We start from the raw sequence: 16,005 nt of genomic DNA, 5'->3' as shown, positions 1-16,005 counted from the left end.
GCTCAAATGATGCCGAGAACCTGATATTACTCGCCTTTAGCTGCTTTGAAAGCTTCAGCCATTGCGTTGTTAGAGAAGTTTGCATCTTCCTGTTTGTTAACAGTTGCGATTGCATCTTTCTCATCAGCTTCGTCTTTAGCACGAACAGACAGGCTGATTGCACGGTTCTTACGGTCAACACCGGTGAACTTAGCTTCAACGTCGTCGCCAACGTTCAGAACCAGAGTGGCATCTTCAACGCGGTCACGTGAAGCTTCAGAAGCGCGCAGGTAACCTTCAACGCCGTCAGCCAGTTCTACGGTTGCGCCTTTAGCGTCAACTGCAGTCACTTTACCGTTTACGATTGCGCCTTTCTTGTTCAGTGCAACCCAGTTGTTGAACGGATCTTCTGCGAGCTGTTTAACGCCCAGGGAGATACGCTCACGCTCTGCGTCAACCTGCAGAACAACTGCAGCGATTTCGTCGCCTTTTTTGTATTCACGAACTGCTTCTTCGCCTGCAACGTTCCAGGAGATGTCAGACAGGTGAACCAGGCCATCGATGCCGCCGTCCAGGCCGATGAAGATACCGAAGTCAGTGATAGACTTGATTTTACCTTCAACACGGTCGCCCTTGTTGTGGGTTTCCGCGAACTGCTGCCATGGGTTGTTTTTGCACTGTTTCAGGCCCAGGGAGATACGACGACGTTCTTCGTCGATATCCAGAACCATCACTTCCACTACATCACCAACGTTAACAACTTTGGATGGGTGGATGTTTTTGTTGGTCCAGTCCATTTCGGAAACGTGCACCAGGCCTTCAACGCCTTCTTCGATTTCAACGAAGCAGCCGTAGTCGGTCAGGTTGGTTACGCGACCAGTCAGTTTAGTACCTTCTGGGTAACGCTTAGCGATAGCTACCCATGGATCTTCGCCCAGCTGTTTCAGGCCGAGGGATACACGAGTACGCTCGCGGTCGAATTTCAGCACTTTAACAGTGATTTCGTCGCCCACGTTCACGATTTCGCTTGGGTGCTTAACGCGTTTCCACGCCATGTCGGTGATGTGCAGCAGGCCATCAACGCCGCCCAGGTCAACGAATGCGCCGTAGTCAGTGAGGTTCTTAACGATACCTTTGACTTCCATGCCTTCCTGCAGGTTTTCCAGCAGCTGATCGCGTTCTGCGCTGTTTTCGGATTCGATAACGGCACGACGGGAAACAACAACGTTGTTACGCTTCTGGTCCAGCTTGATTACTTTGAACTCAAGCTCTTTGCCTTCGAGGTGCAGGGTGTCACGGACTGGACGAACGTCTACCAGTGAACCTGGCAGGAACGCACGAATACCATTCAGCTCAACAGTGAAGCCACCTTTAACTTTGCCGTTGATAACACCGACCACAGTTTCAGCTTCTTCGTAAGCTTTCTCCAGCGTGATCCATGCTTCGTGACGTTTAGCTTTCTCACGAGACAGCAGGGTTTCGCCGAAGCCGTCTTCTACTGCGTCCAGAGCAACGTCAACTTCGTCACCAACCTGGATTTCCAGCTCGCCCTGGGCGTTTTTGAACTGCTCAGCCGGAATGGCGGACTCAGATTTCAGACCGGCGTCAACCAGTACTACGTCTTTGTCGATAGCAACAACAACACCGCGAACGATGGAACCCGGACGGGTTTCGATTTCTTTTAAGGATTCTTCAAACAGTTGAGCAAAAGATTCAGTCATGTTTAATCTTCAGGTTAATATTAACGTCCACCTGGCTCCGTGCCGGATGGGGTTGTTTCACATACCCGCCGTCAGTCCATTGCAGCGGGGGTACTGCTAAATCGGTCGCAATTACGCGAGTGCCAGTTTTTGGCGCGCATATTGTAGCGCTTTTTCAATCACTTGCTCAATAGTTAAACTGGTTGAATCCAGTACTAAAGCATCTTCTGCAGGAACAAGTGGTGCGACGGCGCGGTTACGATCGCGGTCATCGCGCTCTTTTATCTCGGATAAAAGGCGATCAAAGTTAACACTAAACCCCTTTTCCTGCAACTGAAGCATGCGGCGTTGAGCACGCTCTTCCGAAGAGGCGTCAAGGAAAATTTTTACTGGTGCATCAGGAAATACTACGGTTCCCATGTCGCGTCCGTCAGCGATCAGACCCGGGGCTTCACGAAACGCACGCTGCCGACGTAGCAGCGCCTCGCGAACGCGTGGGAAAGCGGCCACCTGAGAGGCCGCATTAGCGACTTCCTGCGTACGGATTTCGCCGCTCACGTCTTCACCTTCCAGAATCACTTCCAGGTTGCCATCGGTGGAAACAAAACGCACATCCAGATGCGCAGCCAGCGGTACCAGCGCTTCTTCAGAGGCGACATCCACATGATGATGCAGCGCAGCCAGCGCCAGCACGCGATAGATTGCTCCCGAATCTAAAAGATGCCATTGCAATGCTTCCGCCATCGCTTTGCACAGAGTACCTTTCCCTGCGCCACTCGGCCCATCAATGGTGATTACCGGGGCAATTGCCGTCATCTTTTTCTCCTTAAATAAGGCATACCGTTAACATGAACGCCGCGCATTATACGCGCCAACGTGCGCAACTGTTACCTTTGCGTGCAAATTGCGGAATGATTGAAGCAGAGTGTAGAAGAAATGAGCGGGAAAGATCGTCAGGAAGCGTAAGGAAATGCCGCATCAGGTGATGCGGCAGGTATTCATTATGCCAGGGTGCTAATGCGCGCCAGCTGTTCGAAATAGTCCGGGAAGGTTTTTGCCGTACATTTCGGATCGAGAATGGTCACAGGGGTATCGGACAGCGCCACCAGCGAGAAACACATCGCCATACGGTGATCGTTATAGGTCCCGATTTCCGCAAACTGCAGTTTTGCCGGAGGGGTAACGCGAATGTAATCTTCGCCCTCTTCTACCTCAGCGCCGACTTTACGCAGCTCTGTCGCCATTGCGAACAGGCGGTCCGTCTCTTTTACGCGCCAGTTGTAGATGTTACGCAGCGTGGTGGTGCCTTTGGCAAACAGCGCCGCCGTGGCAATGGTCATCGCCGCATCCGGGATATGGTTCATGTCCATGTCGATGGCGTTCAGCTCGCCGCGGGTACAGGAGATGAAGTCATCGCCCCAGGTGACAATAGCGCCCATTTTTTCCAGCACGTCCGCAAAACGAATATCGCCCTGCACGCTGTTGCGGCCAATGCCGGTCACTTTTACCGTACCGCCTTTAATCGCCCCCGCGGCCAGGAAGTAGGACGCGGATGACGCATCCCCTTCCACCAGGTAGTTACCCGGAGACTGATACCGCTGTGCCCCGCGCACCACGAAGCGCTGGTAAGACTGGTTTTCCACCTCAACGCCGAAGGTTTTCATCAGGTGCAGCGTGATATCAATATACGGTTTGGAGACCAGCTCACCTTTAATCGTGATAACCGTATCCTGTGGGGCCAGCGGCGCGGTCATCAGCAGTGCCGTCAGGAACTGGCTGGAGACGCTGCCGTCAACCTCGACGTGACCGCCGGTAAAGCCCCCGCGCAGACGCAGTGGCGGATAATTTTCCTGCTCCAGATAGTCAATCTGCGCGCCGCCCTGACGCAGGGCATCTACCAGATGACCTATCGGACGCTCTTTCATACGCGGCTCGCCGGTCAGCACGATGTTGTTGCTCCCCAGGCACAGGGCCGCCGCCAGCGGACGCATCGCGGTACCCGCGTTGCCCAGAAACAGCTCAAGCTCTTCACTCGCCTGCAGTGCGCCGCCGTTGCCGGTCACTTCGCAGCGGGTACGATCGTCAGAGAGTGTGTAATGAACGCCCAACGCTTTCAGCGCATTGAGCATATGGCGCACGTCATCGCTGTCCAGCAGGTTAGTGAGGACGGTGGTGCCGTTTGCCAGAGCTGCCAGCAGCAGAGCGCGGTTCGAGACACTTTTTGAACCAGGCAGATTGATGGTGCCATCTACCCGCGCGATAGGTTGTAACGTCAGGGATTCCATGAAAACTAAACTCTCAACTCAACATAATAAAAACCCCGCAGGGACGCTGCGGGGGTGAAAAACAGCAAATTAACCGTGACGACGTTCAAAGTCGATCATGAAATCCGTCAGGGCCTTAACGCCTTCCAGCGGCATCGCGTTATAGATAGAGGCACGCATGCCGCCCACCACACGGTGGCCCTTGAGCGCGTGCAGGCCTGCCGCGAAGGACTCTTCCAGGAACACTTTGTCCAGGCTGCTGTCCGCCAGCTGGAATGGCACGTTCATGCGGGAACGGTTAGCTTTCGCTACATCGTTGCGGTAGAAATCGCTCTTGTCGATCACGCCATACAGCAGTTCGGCTTTCTGCTGATTCACCTTGTCCATCTGCGCCACGCCGCCGTTTTGCTTCAGCCATTTGAAGACCAGGCCGGAGAGGTACCAGGCAAACGTTGGTGGGGTGTTGAACATGGAGTCGTTATCGTTCAGCACGGTGTAGTCGAGAATCGACGGGCAGGATTTATGCGCTTTACCCAGCAAGTCTTCACGCACGATGACGATAGTCAGACCCGCAGGACCGATATTTTTCTGCGCGCCCGCATAGATAACGCCGTAGCGGCTGACGTCAAGTGGCGCAGACAGAATGGTGGAGGAGAAGTCGGCGGCAACCACAACATCTTTGCCAAAGTTTGGCGTCTCGTCGATGGCAATCCCGTCAATGGTTTCGTTCGGGCAGTAGTGAAGATAGGCGGCGTTATCAGAAAGCTGCCACTCGCTCATAGGCTTCACGGCGCGCAGGCCGTCAACGGTCACTTTGGCATCGATAACATTCGGCGTGCAGTATTTATGCGCTTCTTTAACGGCGCTTGCCGCCCAGTAACCCGCGTCAACGTAGTCAGCCGTCGTTTTGTCACCGAGGATATTCAGCGGTACGCCTGCAAACTGACCGCGGCCGCCGCCGTGGCAGAACAATACTTTGTAGTTCGAGGGAATATTCAGCAGATCGCGAAAATCCTTTTCTGCCTCTTCGGCCACCTGAATAAACTCTTTACCACGGTGGCTGATTTCCATCACCGACGTACCCAGACCGTTCCAGTCACACAGCTCCTGTTGAGCTTGTTTAAGCACGTCTGCCGGTAACATTGCCGGACCTGAACTGAAATTAAAGACTTGAGCCATTTCCCCTCACCACGCTAAAAGCCATAAGTTATAACTGTGGATATCGGTTTTATCATTCAGTGACACGCGCCGCAATGTCTAAAACTTATGACCGGGGAAATGTGCCCCGCGTCACACAAAACATTCTGCCGCCTCGATACGACAAAACCGACAAAATGGCTGTCAGGTAATACGTTTGGCCCGGCTAACCTTCGTCCATTCCGGATTTGCACAGCGGGGGCATAATTGACGCTCCCCTGGCTGCATCGCGACAACATGGCTACATCTTACGCAAGCATACTCGCCTGATTCAGGTACCGTTCTGAAACGCTCTATGAGCATATCCGGCAGGATACACAGTCCCGGCTTCACCTCGTCGTCAGAATAGTAATAGACGCTGATTTGGCCGTTGGTTTCCATAATCGCCAGACGCACCTGCCCCAGTTGCTCAACGCTGTTCAGGCGAAGCTCCATAAAGAACTCAAACTCGGTCATATTGGCGCTTTGCACATTTTGCCAGGCCAGTTGGCCGTCCTCGACGATAACCACCGGCTTCCCTTCGAACAGATCTTCCAGCTTTTCGCTTTTCGACATCAGCCACATGACAAGACGGTAAAGTAGCGCCAGCGAGACAAAAACGATAAACACCGGCACCATCGGCACATCGTCATAAAAGGCGACGTCTCCCGCCGCCGAGCCCAGCGTCAGAATGATCAGCACTTCAAACAGCGACATCTGCCGAACGCCGCGACGGCCGGTGATTTTAAGAAACAGGAAGACGAGTACGAAGGTATACAGGCTGCGCAGCGCCACTTCGCCCAGAAATTCAGGAGGAACTTTATCAAACGCCATCCGCTGGAGATCAAATGCTTTCATTTTTCTATGCCTTAACAGTCAGTTACTGTCACTAAGCATAGCCCAGCCATTTATTTTCGCCGGAGATAGCACCCGTCACGCAAAACCCGTATCATTGCGCGCTTTACGTACGATAAAAGTGAACGCCATGACTCAAACGTTTATCCCCGGCAAAGACGCCGCTCTGGAAGATTCCATCGCTCGCTTCCAGCAGAAACTGACCGACCTGGGCTTTAACATCGAAGAAGCCTCCTGGCTCAACCCGGTGCCTCACGTCTGGTCCGTGCACATTCGCGACAAAGACTGCGCGCTCTGCTTTACCAACGGTAAAGGCGCGACGAAAAAAGCGGCACTGGCCTCTGCGCTGGGTGAGTATTTTGAGCGTCTGTCCACCAACTATTTCTTTGCTGACTTCTGGCTGGGTGAAACCATCGCCAACGGTCCTTTCGTTCACTATCCGAACGAAAAATGGTTCCCGCTGACCGAAGACGACGAACTGCCGGAAGGGATCCTCGATCAACGCCTGCGCGCTTTCTACGATCCAGAAAACGAACTGACTGCCAGCATGCTGATCGATCTGCAGTCGGGTAACGAAGATCGCGGTATCTGCGCCCTGCCGTTCACCCGTCAGTCTGACGAGCAGACCGTTTATATTCCGATGAACATCGTCGGCAACCTGTATGTGTCCAACGGCATGTCCGCCGGTAACACCCGCAACGAAGCGCGCGTTCAGGGCCTGTCTGAGGTGTTCGAGCGTCACATTAAAAACCGCATCATCGCTGAATCCATCAGCCTGCCGGAGATCCCGGCGGACGTGCTGGCGCGCTACCCGGGCGTGGTGGAATCCATCGCGAAGCTGGAAGCGGAAGGTTTCCCAATCTTTGCCTACGACGGCTCGCTGGGCGGTAAATATCCGGTTATCTGCGTCGTGCTGTTTAACCCGACTAACGGCACCTGCTTTGCCTCCTTCGGCGCGCATCCTGACTTCGGTGTGGCGCTGGAGCGTACCGTGACCGAGCTGCTGCAGGGCCGTAGCCTGAAAGATCTCGACGTGTTTACCCCGCCAACGTTTGACGATGAAGAAGTGGCCGAGCATACCAACCTCGAAACCCACTTCATCGACTCCAGCGGTTTGATCTCCTGGGATATGTTCAAGCAGGACGCGGACTATCCGTTCGTGGACTGGAGCTTTGCCGGTACCACGGAAGAAGAGTTCGCCACGCTGATGGCAATCTTCAACGCCGAAGATCAGGAAGTCTACATTGCCGACTACGAACACCTGGGCGTTTACGCGTGCCGCATCATCGTGCCCGGCATGTCCGACATCTATCCGGCGGAAGATTTGTGGCTGGCTAACAACAGCATGGGCGCGCACCTGCGTGAGACCCTGCTGTCCCTGCCGGGCAGCGAGTGGGAGAAAGAAGATTATCTCAACCTGATCGCCCAGCTGGACGATGAGGGCCACGATGATTTTACCCGCGTGCGCGAACTGCTGGGTCTGGCGACCGGGAAAGACAACGGCTGGTACACCCTGCGCATCGGCGAACTGAAAGCGATGCTGGCGCTGGCGGGCGGCGATCTGGATCAGGCCCTGGCCTGGACCGAATGGACCATGGAGTTTAACCAGTCGGTCTTCTCCGCCGAGCGCACCAACTATTACCGCTGCCTGCAAACCCTGTTGCTGCTTGCACAGGAAGACGATCGCGAGCCACTGCAGTACCTGAACGCTTTCGTACGTATGTACGGTGCTGAAGCGGTTGAAGCCGCCAGCGCGGCGCTGAGCGGTGAAGAGCCGTTCTACGGTCTGCAGGCAGTTGACAGCGATTTGAAAGCCTTCCCGGCGCATCAGTCTCTGCTGAAGGCCTATGAAAAGCTGCAGAAAGCAAAAGCCGCTTACTGGTCAAAATAAGCGCACATAACATTAACAGCAGTAGGCGTATTCAATCGTCTGGGCTATATTACGGGGCAATTTCATTGCCCCGTTTTTTATTCTCTTCGGCAATGATTATTGATTGTAATAATAAAGTTAAACATGGGTAAATATAATAATATTTGCCTGGGCTTTATTGTTACTTTTTATGGTAAATACCCCATATTAATTAACTGTTTCGAAGGGGGCCGAACGAAAAAATTCAACTCTTTTCATAACTTTTAAAATTTATTTTTATACGGATAATCAAATACTTACTCCGCATTTGTTGTAAAACCATACACACTGCGGGCCTATAAGCCAGGCGAGATATGATCTATATCAATTTCTCTTCTATAATGCTTTGTTAGTATCTCGTCGCCGACTTAATAAAGAGAGAGTTAGTGTGAAAGCTGACAACCCTTTTGATCTTTTACTCCCCGCCGCGATGGCAAAAGTTGCCGAAGAAGCGGGTGTCTATAAAGCAACGAAACACCCGATGAAGACGTTCTATCTGGCGATCACCGCAGGTGTGTTCATCTCAATCGCTTTCGTCTTCTACATCACCGCCACCACCGGTACTGCCGGAATGCCTTTCGGCATAGCTAAACTGATTGGCGGCATTTGCTTCTCACTGGGCCTGATTCTCTGCGTCATCTGCGGCGCCGACCTCTTCACCTCAACGGTGCTGATTGTCGTGGCAAAGGCCAGCGGAAGAATTACCTGGGGTCAACTGGCGCGCAACTGGCTTAACGTCTACGTTGGTAACCTGATTGGCTGTCTGCTCTTTGTTCTGTTGATGTGGCTCTCTGGCGAGTATATGACCGCCAACGGCGGCTGGGGCCTTAACGTCCTGCAGACCGCCGACCACAAAATGCATCACACATTTATCGAAGCCGTTGCTCTCGGCATCCTCGCAAACCTGATGGTCTGCCTGGCGGTCTGGATGAGCTACTCGGGTCGTAGCCTGATGGATAAAGCCATGATTATGGTTCTGCCGGTTGCGATGTTTGTTGCCAGCGGCTTTGAGCACAGTATTGCGAATATGTTCATGATCCCGATGGGGATTGTTATCCGCAACTTTGCAAGCCCGGAGTTCTGGACCGCAGTTGGTTCATCCCCGGAAAGTTTCTCTCACCTGACTATTATGAATTTCATTACTGATAACCTGATCCCCGTCACTATCGGGAACATTATCGGTGGGGGTCTGTTAGTTGGGTTGACATACTGGGTCATTTACCTGCGTGGCGACGATCATCATTGATGGTTTTCTCAGGCAGTAAATAAAAAATCCACTTAAGAAGGTAGGTGTTACATGTCCGAGCTTAATGAAAAGTTAGCCACAGCCTGGGAAGGTTTTGCGAAAGGTGACTGGCAGAATGAAGTAAACGTCCGTGACTTCATTCAGAAAAACTATACCCCGTATGAAGGTGACGAATCCTTCCTGGCTGGCGCAACTGATGCGACCACCAAGCTGTGGGACAGCGTAATGGAAGGCGTTAAACTGGAAAACCGCACTCACGCGCCAGTTGATTTTGACACCTCCGTTGCTTCCACCATCACTTCTCACGATGCTGGCTACATCAACAAAGCCCTTGAGAAAATCGTTGGTCTGCAGACTGAAGCACCACTGAAACGCGCAATCATCCCGTTCGGTGGTATCAAAATGGTTGAAGGTTCCTGCAAAGCGTATAACCGCGAGCTGGACCCAATGCTGAAAAAAATCTTCACCGAATACCGCAAAACCCACAACCAGGGCGTATTCGATGTTTACACCAAAGACATTCTGAACTGCCGTAAATCTGGCGTTCTGACGGGTCTGCCAGATGCATATGGTCGTGGTCGTATCATCGGTGACTACCGTCGCGTTGCGCTGTACGGCATCGACTTCCTGATGAAAGACAAGTACGCGCAGTTTGTTTCCCTGCAGTCCGATCTGGAAAACGGCGTAAACCTGGAAGCGACTATCCGTCTGCGTGAAGAAATTGCTGAACAGCACCGCGCGCTGGGTCAGATCAAAGAGATGGCTGCGAAATACGGCTGCGATATCTCTGGTCCTGCAACCAACGCTCAGGAAGCTATCCAGTGGACCTACTTCGGCTACCTGGCTGCGGTTAAGTCTCAGAACGGTGCAGCAATGTCCTTCGGTCGCGTGTCTACCTTCCTGGATGCGTACATCGAACGTGACCTGAAAGCAGGCAAAATCACCGAGCAAGACGCTCAGGAAATGATTGACCACCTGGTCATGAAACTGCGTATGGTTCGCTTCCTGCGTACCCCTGAATACGATGAACTGTTCTCTGGTGACCCAATCTGGGCAACAGAATCAATCGGTGGTATGGGCGTTGACGGCCGTACGCTGGTTACCAAAAACAGCTTCCGCTTCCTGAACACCCTGTACACCATGGGTCCTTCTCCGGAGCCGAACATCACCGTTCTGTGGTCTGAAAAACTGCCTCTGAACTTCAAGAAATTCGCCGCTAAAGTGTCCATCGACACCTCTTCTCTGCAGTACGAGAACGATGACCTGATGCGTCCGGACTTCAACAACGACGATTACGCTATCGCTTGCTGCGTAAGCCCAATGGTTGTTGGTAAACAAATGCAGTTCTTCGGTGCGCGTGCAAACCTGGCGAAAACCATGCTGTACGCTATCAACGGCGGCGTTGATGAAAAACTGAAAATGCAGGTTGGTCCTAAGTCTGAGCCAATCAAAGGTGACGTGCTGAACTATGACGAAGTCATGGAGCGCATGGACCACTTCATGGACTGGCTGGCTAAACAGTACGTCACTGCACTGAACGTTATCCACTACATGCACGACAAGTACAGCTACGAAGCCTCTCTGATGGCGCTGCACGACCGTGACGTTATCCGCACCATGGCGTGTGGTATCGCTGGTCTGTCCGTTGCTGCTGACTCCCTGTCTGCAATCAAATACGCGAAAGTTAAACCAATTCGTGACGAAGACGGCCTGGCCGTAGACTTCGAAATCGAAGGCGAATATCCGCAGTTTGGTAACAACGACGCTCGCGTTGATGACATGGCGGTTGACCTGGTAGAACGTTTCATGAAGAAAATTCAGAAACTGACTACCTACCGTAACGCTATCCCGACTCAGTCTGTTCTGACCATCACCTCTAACGTTGTGTATGGTAAGAAAACCGGTAACACCCCAGACGGTCGTCGTGCTGGCGCGCCATTCGGCCCAGGTGCTAACCCAATGCACGGTCGTGACCAGAAAGGTGCGGTTGCCTCTCTGACCTCCGTTGCTAAACTGCCGTTTGCTTACGCGAAAGATGGTATCTCTTACACCTTCTCTATCGTGCCAAACGCGCTGGGTAAAGACGACGAAGTGCGTAAAACTAACCTCGCGGGTCTGATGGATGGTTACTTCCACCACGAAGCGTCCATCGAAGGTGGTCAGCACCTGAACGTGAACGTAATGAACCGTGAAATGCTGCTCGACGCGATGGAACACCCTGAGAAGTATCCTCAGCTGACCATCCGCGTATCTGGCTACGCAGTACGTTTTAACTCCCTTACTAAAGAACAGCAGCAGGACGTTATCACCCGTACTTTCACTCAGTCCATGTAAGTGGAATTGACTGAAATCACGCGTTAAAAAGCGTACAATAAAGGCTCCACGCAAGTGGGGCCTTTTTAACACCCTCGCTTCATCAGTCTCTTTTGTCCGCTATCTATACTCTATGGATAACAGCCAAAACAGACTCGACATAGCCTTTGAGCTGTGCAACTACACAGGCCCCCGGATGGGCCAAATTCGGAGATATCACCGCAATGTCAACTATTGGTCGCATTCACTCCTTTGAATCCTGTGGTACCGTCGATGGCCCGGGGATCCGCTTTATTACCTTTTTCCAGGGCTGCCTGATGCGCTGCCTGTACTGCCATAACCGTGATACCTGGGACACGCACGGCGGTAAAGAAGTCACCGTGGAAGATTTGATGAAAGAGGTGGTGACCTACCGCCACTTTATGAATGCGTCCGGCGGTGGCGTGACCGCGTCCGGCGGTGAAGCTATTCTGCAGGCTGAGTTTGTCCGCGACTGGTTCCGCGCCTGCCGTAAAGAAGGTATTCATACCTGTCTCGACACCAACGGCTTTGTGCGCCGCTACGATCCGGTTATTGATGAACTGCTCGAAGTGACCGATCTGGTGATGCTCGATCTCAAACAGATGAACGATGAGATCCACCAGAATTTGGTTGGCGTTTCTAACCACCGTACGCTGGAGTTTGCCAAATACATTGCCGACAAAGGCATCAAAACCTGGATCCGCTACGTTGTAGTTCCCGGTTGGTCAGATGACGATGATTCCGCGCACCGCCTGGGGGAATTTACCCGCGACATGGGCAACGTCGAGAAAATTGAGCTTCTGCCCTATCACGAACTGGGTAAACACAAATGGGTGGCGATGGGCGAAGAGTACAAACTCGATGGCGTGAAGCCGCCGAAGAAAGAGACGATGGAGCGCGTGAAAGGTATTCTTGAGCAGTACGGTCACAAGGTCATGTATTAAAGAGAAGGCCCGGTGAGAACCGGGCCTTTTTATATTCTATTTAAAGACGCCGTTAATAACGGAAGTCACAATCGCCGTACTCAGCGCAATTAAGACCAGATCGTCACCCACGACGCGCCATTCATAGCCAGGGTAGGAAGGAAGCTGGCCGAGCATAGACGCTGGCACAGTTTTCTTCGCAATGCCCGGAGGCAGTGGTTTACCGCGAGCGAGGTTTTTTGCAATACCCGGAGGCAGAGACTCATAGCCCGTTAAGCCGTAATTCAGTGCCAGGTGGCGGGCATGATCGAAGCTCACGCGAGCATCAACGTCATTACCGACATCTTTGCTGTTTTTGAAGCTCTTATCCGATTTTCCAGGGTTATCCTGTCCGCTATTTTGCTTATTACCATGGTTACCGGAGTTACCAGAATTCCCGTTACCATGATTGCCGCCATTACCTTGTCCGCCACCGTTTCCGTGACCACCGCCGTTCCCGTTACCAGGATTAGCCATGACCGGAGCCGTTGCAAACGTTAAAGACAACACTACGGCAAGTGCGGTAGTGGAAAAACGACGTATAGACATGATTGTTGCCTTTTAGTGGTAGAACTCATTTGAATTATCGCCAGGCGGGAAAAACAAACAATACGTAAAAGTCTTATATGTGACAGGGATAAAAAAGCCTGTCATAGACAGGCTTTTATTTAATCAGGCGTGAGCCACAGGCGTTGGATGCTCGCCCGCTTTACGCAGCAGCATTAAGAGATAAATAAACGACACGCTGGCGATCATGATAAACAATAAATTATCGGAATAATTCTGCATCAGCATCGCGGTAAACGTCGGCCCTAATAAACTGCCGATGGTATAGCTCAGTAACAGCGCCTGATTCATTGCCACCAGTTGGTGATGTTCAACTTTCTCACAGGCCCAGGCCATCGCGACCGGATAGAGCGTAAAGCCGGCAGCCCCCAGAATAAACAGCGCGGGCGCCATCGCGGCGTTGCTGAGCATGGCGAGGCATCCCATGATCACCACGAAGACCTGAACGCGCAGCACCAGCAGACGACCAAAGCGGTCCGCCAGGCGGCCAATCGGCCACTGACCCACAATACCCGCGCTCACCATCACCGCCATCCAGAAGCCGATTCCGGAATCACTGACCCCCTGATGGTTCAGGTAGAGCGGCATCAGGCCGTAGAGCGAGCCCAGTACAATCCCTGAGATAATGCAGCCGTTAACGCCCAGACGCGCCTGACGGAGTCTCAGCATTGGCCAGACGTGGGTCGCTTCCTGATGTTCGCTGTTTTGGTTCACAATGCGCGTAAAGAGCAGCGGCAGGATCGCCGCCAGCACCATGCCAGTCACCCACGGCAGCACGCTCATCAGGTCGGTTGGCAGCTTGCTGACCATCAGTTGACCCAGCACGGTGCCGACGTAGTAAACCATCATGTAGGCCGCCAGCAGACGTCCGCGGTTGCGGGAGGTGCCGCTGCACATCAGCGCACTTTCAACCACCACCCAAATCATCGCGCAGCCGATACCGGCGATAAAGCGCCACGCCATCCAGCTCCAGAAGCCGACCATCAGGCCCAACCCGGCGCACCCGGCAGCAAAAATCAGCGAGGCCAGATAATAGCTGCAATTAAAGCCGAAGCGCTTAATCAGGCTCCCGGTTAATAACGTGCCCAGCAGGTTCCCGGTGAAAAAGGACGAGCTGACCATACCCACCTGCCAGGTCGGTAAGTTTTCATGGGCGAGCCACAACGGGACGAGCGTGTTTAACACTGCGATCGCCAGGGTCAACAGAAGCAGGCCACAGAGCAACAGGAGCACTGGCCGGGTATAGGTGGTCATGGATTAAAAACCGTGAGGAAGTTCAGATTTCGTGCGCATCATGCCACTGGCAAAAACAAAGTCAATCCACTGATTTAGCTGGCTCGCACAATATGTTCCCTGTCGATTTAAAAAACTTATCCTGCTAATGCAGCGCCTGCTATAGATATTAAATATGTGTCTGTTTTTATTTATTAATGACCGAAATTAAAACAAAACGACAGTCGAAAAATTTCATGATCGAAAAAGAAAAAGCCGGGCACTCAGGCCCGGCTTGATATAACTAAATGCAACGTTAACTGGCGATAGCCATACCAACGGTCATATGCAACTCGTAGAAAATGCCGCGACCAATCAACTCCCCTGCCAGTACCAGCACAAAGGCCAGTGACAGCAGCGGCAGCGCGGGCTGATAACCTTTAAGCTGAGGAGCGATCCAGAATACCAACGCCGCGACCAGCAGAACGATGCGCCAGGCCATCAGAGAACCGTAATCAGGAACCAGGGCGGACGCCTGCTGAATGGAGCTGTGAATAGTTGCCAGCTCAGCCCCCTGCATCAGAGCAACCATCGCACTCACCACCAGCGCCAGCAGCGAAACGGCGGGCAGAAGACGCATTGCCCACCCGTCGATACCCGCCACGCGCAGCAGCAGGTAGCCCAGCAACGGCCCGCCGATAAACATCGTCAGGAAGAAGCTCATCGGCGTCCAGACGCTGTACCAGGTTGGGACGGTATCGATGGTGTTATAGACGCGCACCATCATCCACACGAACACTACTCCCAGCACCATGGTGACGATCAGCCACAGGCTTCGCAGACCCGCAGGCAATTTCTTCATCGCGGCCAGCAGCCAGCCCAGCCCGCCGACGGCAAAGAAAATTGCCCCGCTCGCAATCTCGTTACTGAGGGACGACGCTCCTACGCGGTTCAGAGAGTTAAACGCGCGCATCGGCGAACCCAGGTGCAGCGTGGAGGCGATAAAGCCAATTCCCATCAGCACCCACAGGCCAAACATGCTCAACACCAGACGCTGCTGCTGTTCAGCGTTGAGATCGCCTTTCAACAGCGCCAGCGCGAGTACGATGAAGCCGCCCGCCACGCACTGACCAAAGACAGTGAAGATCATCAGCGGCCATTCATGCCATCCACTTCCCATCTTACACCTCCTTCGGATTTGCCAGGTAGCCGGTGGTGTCACCCGTCGGACGGCTGTTGGCGTTAGGTTTAATGACAATACTCGGCTTCGTGAAGTGCGCTGACGGCAGCGGTGCCACTGCGGCAAGCTGACCGTGTTTTTGTCGCAGCTCTTCAACAGGACCAAAGTCCAGCGCGCGGAGTGGACAGGACTCGACGCAGATGGGTTTCTTACCATCCGCTACGCGGCTGTGGCAGCCGTCGCACTTGGTCATATGCCCTTTGGCGGCGTTGTACTGCGGCGCGCCGTACGGGCACGCCATATGGCAGTAGCGGCAGCCGATGCAGACATCTTCATCCACCACCACAAAACCGTCTTCCCGCTTGTGCATCGCCCCGCTCGGGCAGACCTTGGTGCAGGCCGGATCTTCACAGTGGTTACAGGCAATCGACAGGTAATATGCAAAGACGTTCTGATGCCAGACGCCGTTATCTTCCTGCCAGTCGCCCCCGGCGTATTCGTAGATGCGGCGGAAGCTCACATCCGGAGTAAGATCTTTGTAATCTTTACAGGCCAGCTCGCAGGTTTTGCACCCGGTGCAACGGCTGGAATCAATGAAAAATCCATACTGGGTTGTCATCG

The 16,005-nt window shown here is 53.2% G+C and carries 13 protein-coding genes; 4 read left to right on the top strand and 9 right to left on the bottom strand.

The window, feature by feature from the left end:
• Positions 1-26: 26 nt before the first annotated feature.
• The 5 genes from rpsA to AC4ICF_RS08050 form a co-directional block, all read right to left on the bottom strand.
• Positions 27-1,700 (bottom strand): 30S ribosomal protein S1, encoded by a 1,674-nt coding sequence (gene rpsA, locus AC4ICF_RS08070; RefSeq protein WP_008499966.1) that lies wholly within the window; start codon positions 1,698-1,700, stop codon positions 27-29.
• A gap of 111 nt (positions 1,701-1,811) precedes the next feature.
• Positions 1,812-2,495: a (d)CMP kinase gene (gene cmk / locus AC4ICF_RS08065; RefSeq protein ID WP_024907794.1), complete on the bottom strand. Its 684-nt coding sequence runs from the start codon at positions 2,493-2,495 to the stop codon at positions 1,812-1,814.
• A 185-nt stretch (positions 2,496-2,680) separates the two neighbouring features.
• On the bottom strand, positions 2,681-3,964 hold the full coding sequence (gene aroA, locus AC4ICF_RS08060) for a 3-phosphoshikimate 1-carboxyvinyltransferase (RefSeq protein ID WP_233002288.1): 1,284 nt from the start codon (positions 3,962-3,964) through the stop codon (positions 2,681-2,683).
• 69 nt (positions 3,965-4,033) lie between these two features.
• Complete coding sequence (serC, locus tag AC4ICF_RS08055; protein WP_163328591.1) at positions 4,034-5,122, bottom strand: 3-phosphoserine/phosphohydroxythreonine transaminase; 1,089 nt, start codon at positions 5,120-5,122, stop codon at positions 4,034-4,036.
• Between the two features lie 162 nt (positions 5,123-5,284).
• Complete coding sequence (locus tag AC4ICF_RS08050) at positions 5,285-5,977, bottom strand: DUF421 domain-containing protein (protein ID WP_116340962.1); 693 nt, start codon at positions 5,975-5,977, stop codon at positions 5,285-5,287.
• Between the two features lie 127 nt (positions 5,978-6,104).
• On the opposite strand from AC4ICF_RS08050, the gene ycaO reads away from it, so the two are divergent.
• The 4 genes from ycaO (at position 6,105) to pflA (ending at position 12,407) form a co-directional block, all read left to right on the top strand.
• A complete protein-coding gene (ycaO, locus tag AC4ICF_RS08045; protein WP_162874956.1) occupies positions 6,105-7,865 on the top strand; it encodes a 30S ribosomal protein S12 methylthiotransferase accessory factor YcaO in 1,761 nt (586 codons plus the stop codon).
• A 406-nt stretch (positions 7,866-8,271) separates the two neighbouring features.
• Positions 8,272-9,129, top strand: a complete 858-nt coding sequence (gene focA / locus AC4ICF_RS08040; protein WP_162874957.1) for a formate transporter FocA — start codon at positions 8,272-8,274, stop codon at positions 9,127-9,129.
• A 51-nt stretch (positions 9,130-9,180) separates the two neighbouring features.
• Positions 9,181-11,463 carry a formate C-acetyltransferase gene (gene pflB / locus AC4ICF_RS08035; protein WP_023338210.1) on the top strand — a complete coding sequence of 761 codons (2,283 nt, stop codon included), beginning with the start codon at positions 9,181-9,183 and terminating at the stop codon, positions 11,461-11,463.
• A 203-nt stretch (positions 11,464-11,666) separates the two neighbouring features.
• A complete protein-coding gene (gene pflA / locus AC4ICF_RS08030; protein ID WP_014883212.1) occupies positions 11,667-12,407 on the top strand; it encodes a pyruvate formate lyase 1-activating protein in 741 nt (246 codons plus the stop codon).
• 36 nt (positions 12,408-12,443) lie between these two features.
• Here pflA and AC4ICF_RS08025 read toward each other — a convergent pair whose 3' ends face one another.
• The 4 genes from AC4ICF_RS08025 to AC4ICF_RS08010 all read right to left on the bottom strand — a co-directional run bounded on the left by AC4ICF_RS08025 (position 12,444) and on the right by AC4ICF_RS08010 (position 16,003).
• The gene (locus AC4ICF_RS08025; protein WP_316380046.1) at positions 12,444-12,974 is read right to left on the bottom strand and encodes an anti-virulence regulator CigR family protein; all 531 of its coding nucleotides are present in this window, start codon (positions 12,972-12,974) and stop codon (positions 12,444-12,446) included.
• Between the two features lie 123 nt (positions 12,975-13,097).
• Complete coding sequence (locus tag AC4ICF_RS08020) at positions 13,098-14,246, bottom strand: MFS transporter (protein ID WP_316380045.1); 1,149 nt, start codon at positions 14,244-14,246, stop codon at positions 13,098-13,100.
• A gap of 274 nt (positions 14,247-14,520) precedes the next feature.
• Positions 14,521-15,384 (bottom strand): dimethyl sulfoxide reductase anchor subunit family protein, encoded by an 864-nt coding sequence (locus tag AC4ICF_RS08015; RefSeq protein WP_316380044.1) that lies wholly within the window; start codon positions 15,382-15,384, stop codon positions 14,521-14,523.
• Between the two features lies 1 nt (position 15,385).
• Positions 15,386-16,003 (bottom strand): DMSO/selenate family reductase complex B subunit, encoded by a 618-nt coding sequence (locus AC4ICF_RS08010; protein ID WP_116340970.1) that lies wholly within the window; start codon positions 16,001-16,003, stop codon positions 15,386-15,388.
• Positions 16,004-16,005 lie beyond the last annotated feature (2 nt).

This window comes from Enterobacter sp. ECC_219_Taxon_10, assembly GCF_058354905.1.
The sequence above is the reverse complement of the archived record's forward strand: the minus strand, read 5'-3'. Positions and strand labels throughout refer to the sequence as shown.

What these genes read in the sequence shown, in the direction of transcription:
- pflA (WP_014883212.1), top strand. Translation starts at nt 11,667, where the DNA reads ATGTCAACTATTGGTCGCATTCACTCCTTTGAATCCTGTGGTACCGTC.
- AC4ICF_RS08025 (WP_316380046.1), bottom strand. Translation starts at nt 12,974, where the DNA reads ATGTCTATACGTCGTTTTTCCACTACCGCACTTGCCGTAGTGTTGTCT.
- AC4ICF_RS08010 (WP_116340970.1), bottom strand. Translation starts at nt 16,003, where the DNA reads ATGACAACCCAGTATGGATTTTTCATTGATTCCAGCCGTTGCACCGGG.
- serC (WP_163328591.1), bottom strand. Translation starts at nt 5,122, where the DNA reads ATGGCTCAAGTCTTTAATTTCAGTTCAGGTCCGGCAATGTTACCGGCA.
- pflB (WP_023338210.1), top strand. Translation starts at nt 9,181, where the DNA reads ATGTCCGAGCTTAATGAAAAGTTAGCCACAGCCTGGGAAGGTTTTGCG.
- AC4ICF_RS08020 (WP_316380045.1), bottom strand. Translation starts at nt 14,246, where the DNA reads ATGACCACCTATACCCGGCCAGTGCTCCTGTTGCTCTGTGGCCTGCTT.
- AC4ICF_RS08015 (WP_316380044.1), bottom strand. Translation starts at nt 15,384, where the DNA reads ATGGGAAGTGGATGGCATGAATGGCCGCTGATGATCTTCACTGTCTTT.
- cmk (WP_024907794.1), bottom strand. Translation starts at nt 2,495, where the DNA reads ATGACGGCAATTGCCCCGGTAATCACCATTGATGGGCCGAGTGGCGCA.
- ycaO (WP_162874956.1), top strand. Translation starts at nt 6,105, where the DNA reads ATGACTCAAACGTTTATCCCCGGCAAAGACGCCGCTCTGGAAGATTCC.
- rpsA (WP_008499966.1), bottom strand. Translation starts at nt 1,700, where the DNA reads ATGACTGAATCTTTTGCTCAACTGTTTGAAGAATCCTTAAAAGAAATC.
- AC4ICF_RS08050 (WP_116340962.1), bottom strand. Translation starts at nt 5,977, where the DNA reads ATGAAAGCATTTGATCTCCAGCGGATGGCGTTTGATAAAGTTCCTCCT.
- aroA (WP_233002288.1), bottom strand. Translation starts at nt 3,964, where the DNA reads ATGGAATCCCTGACGTTACAACCTATCGCGCGGGTAGATGGCACCATC.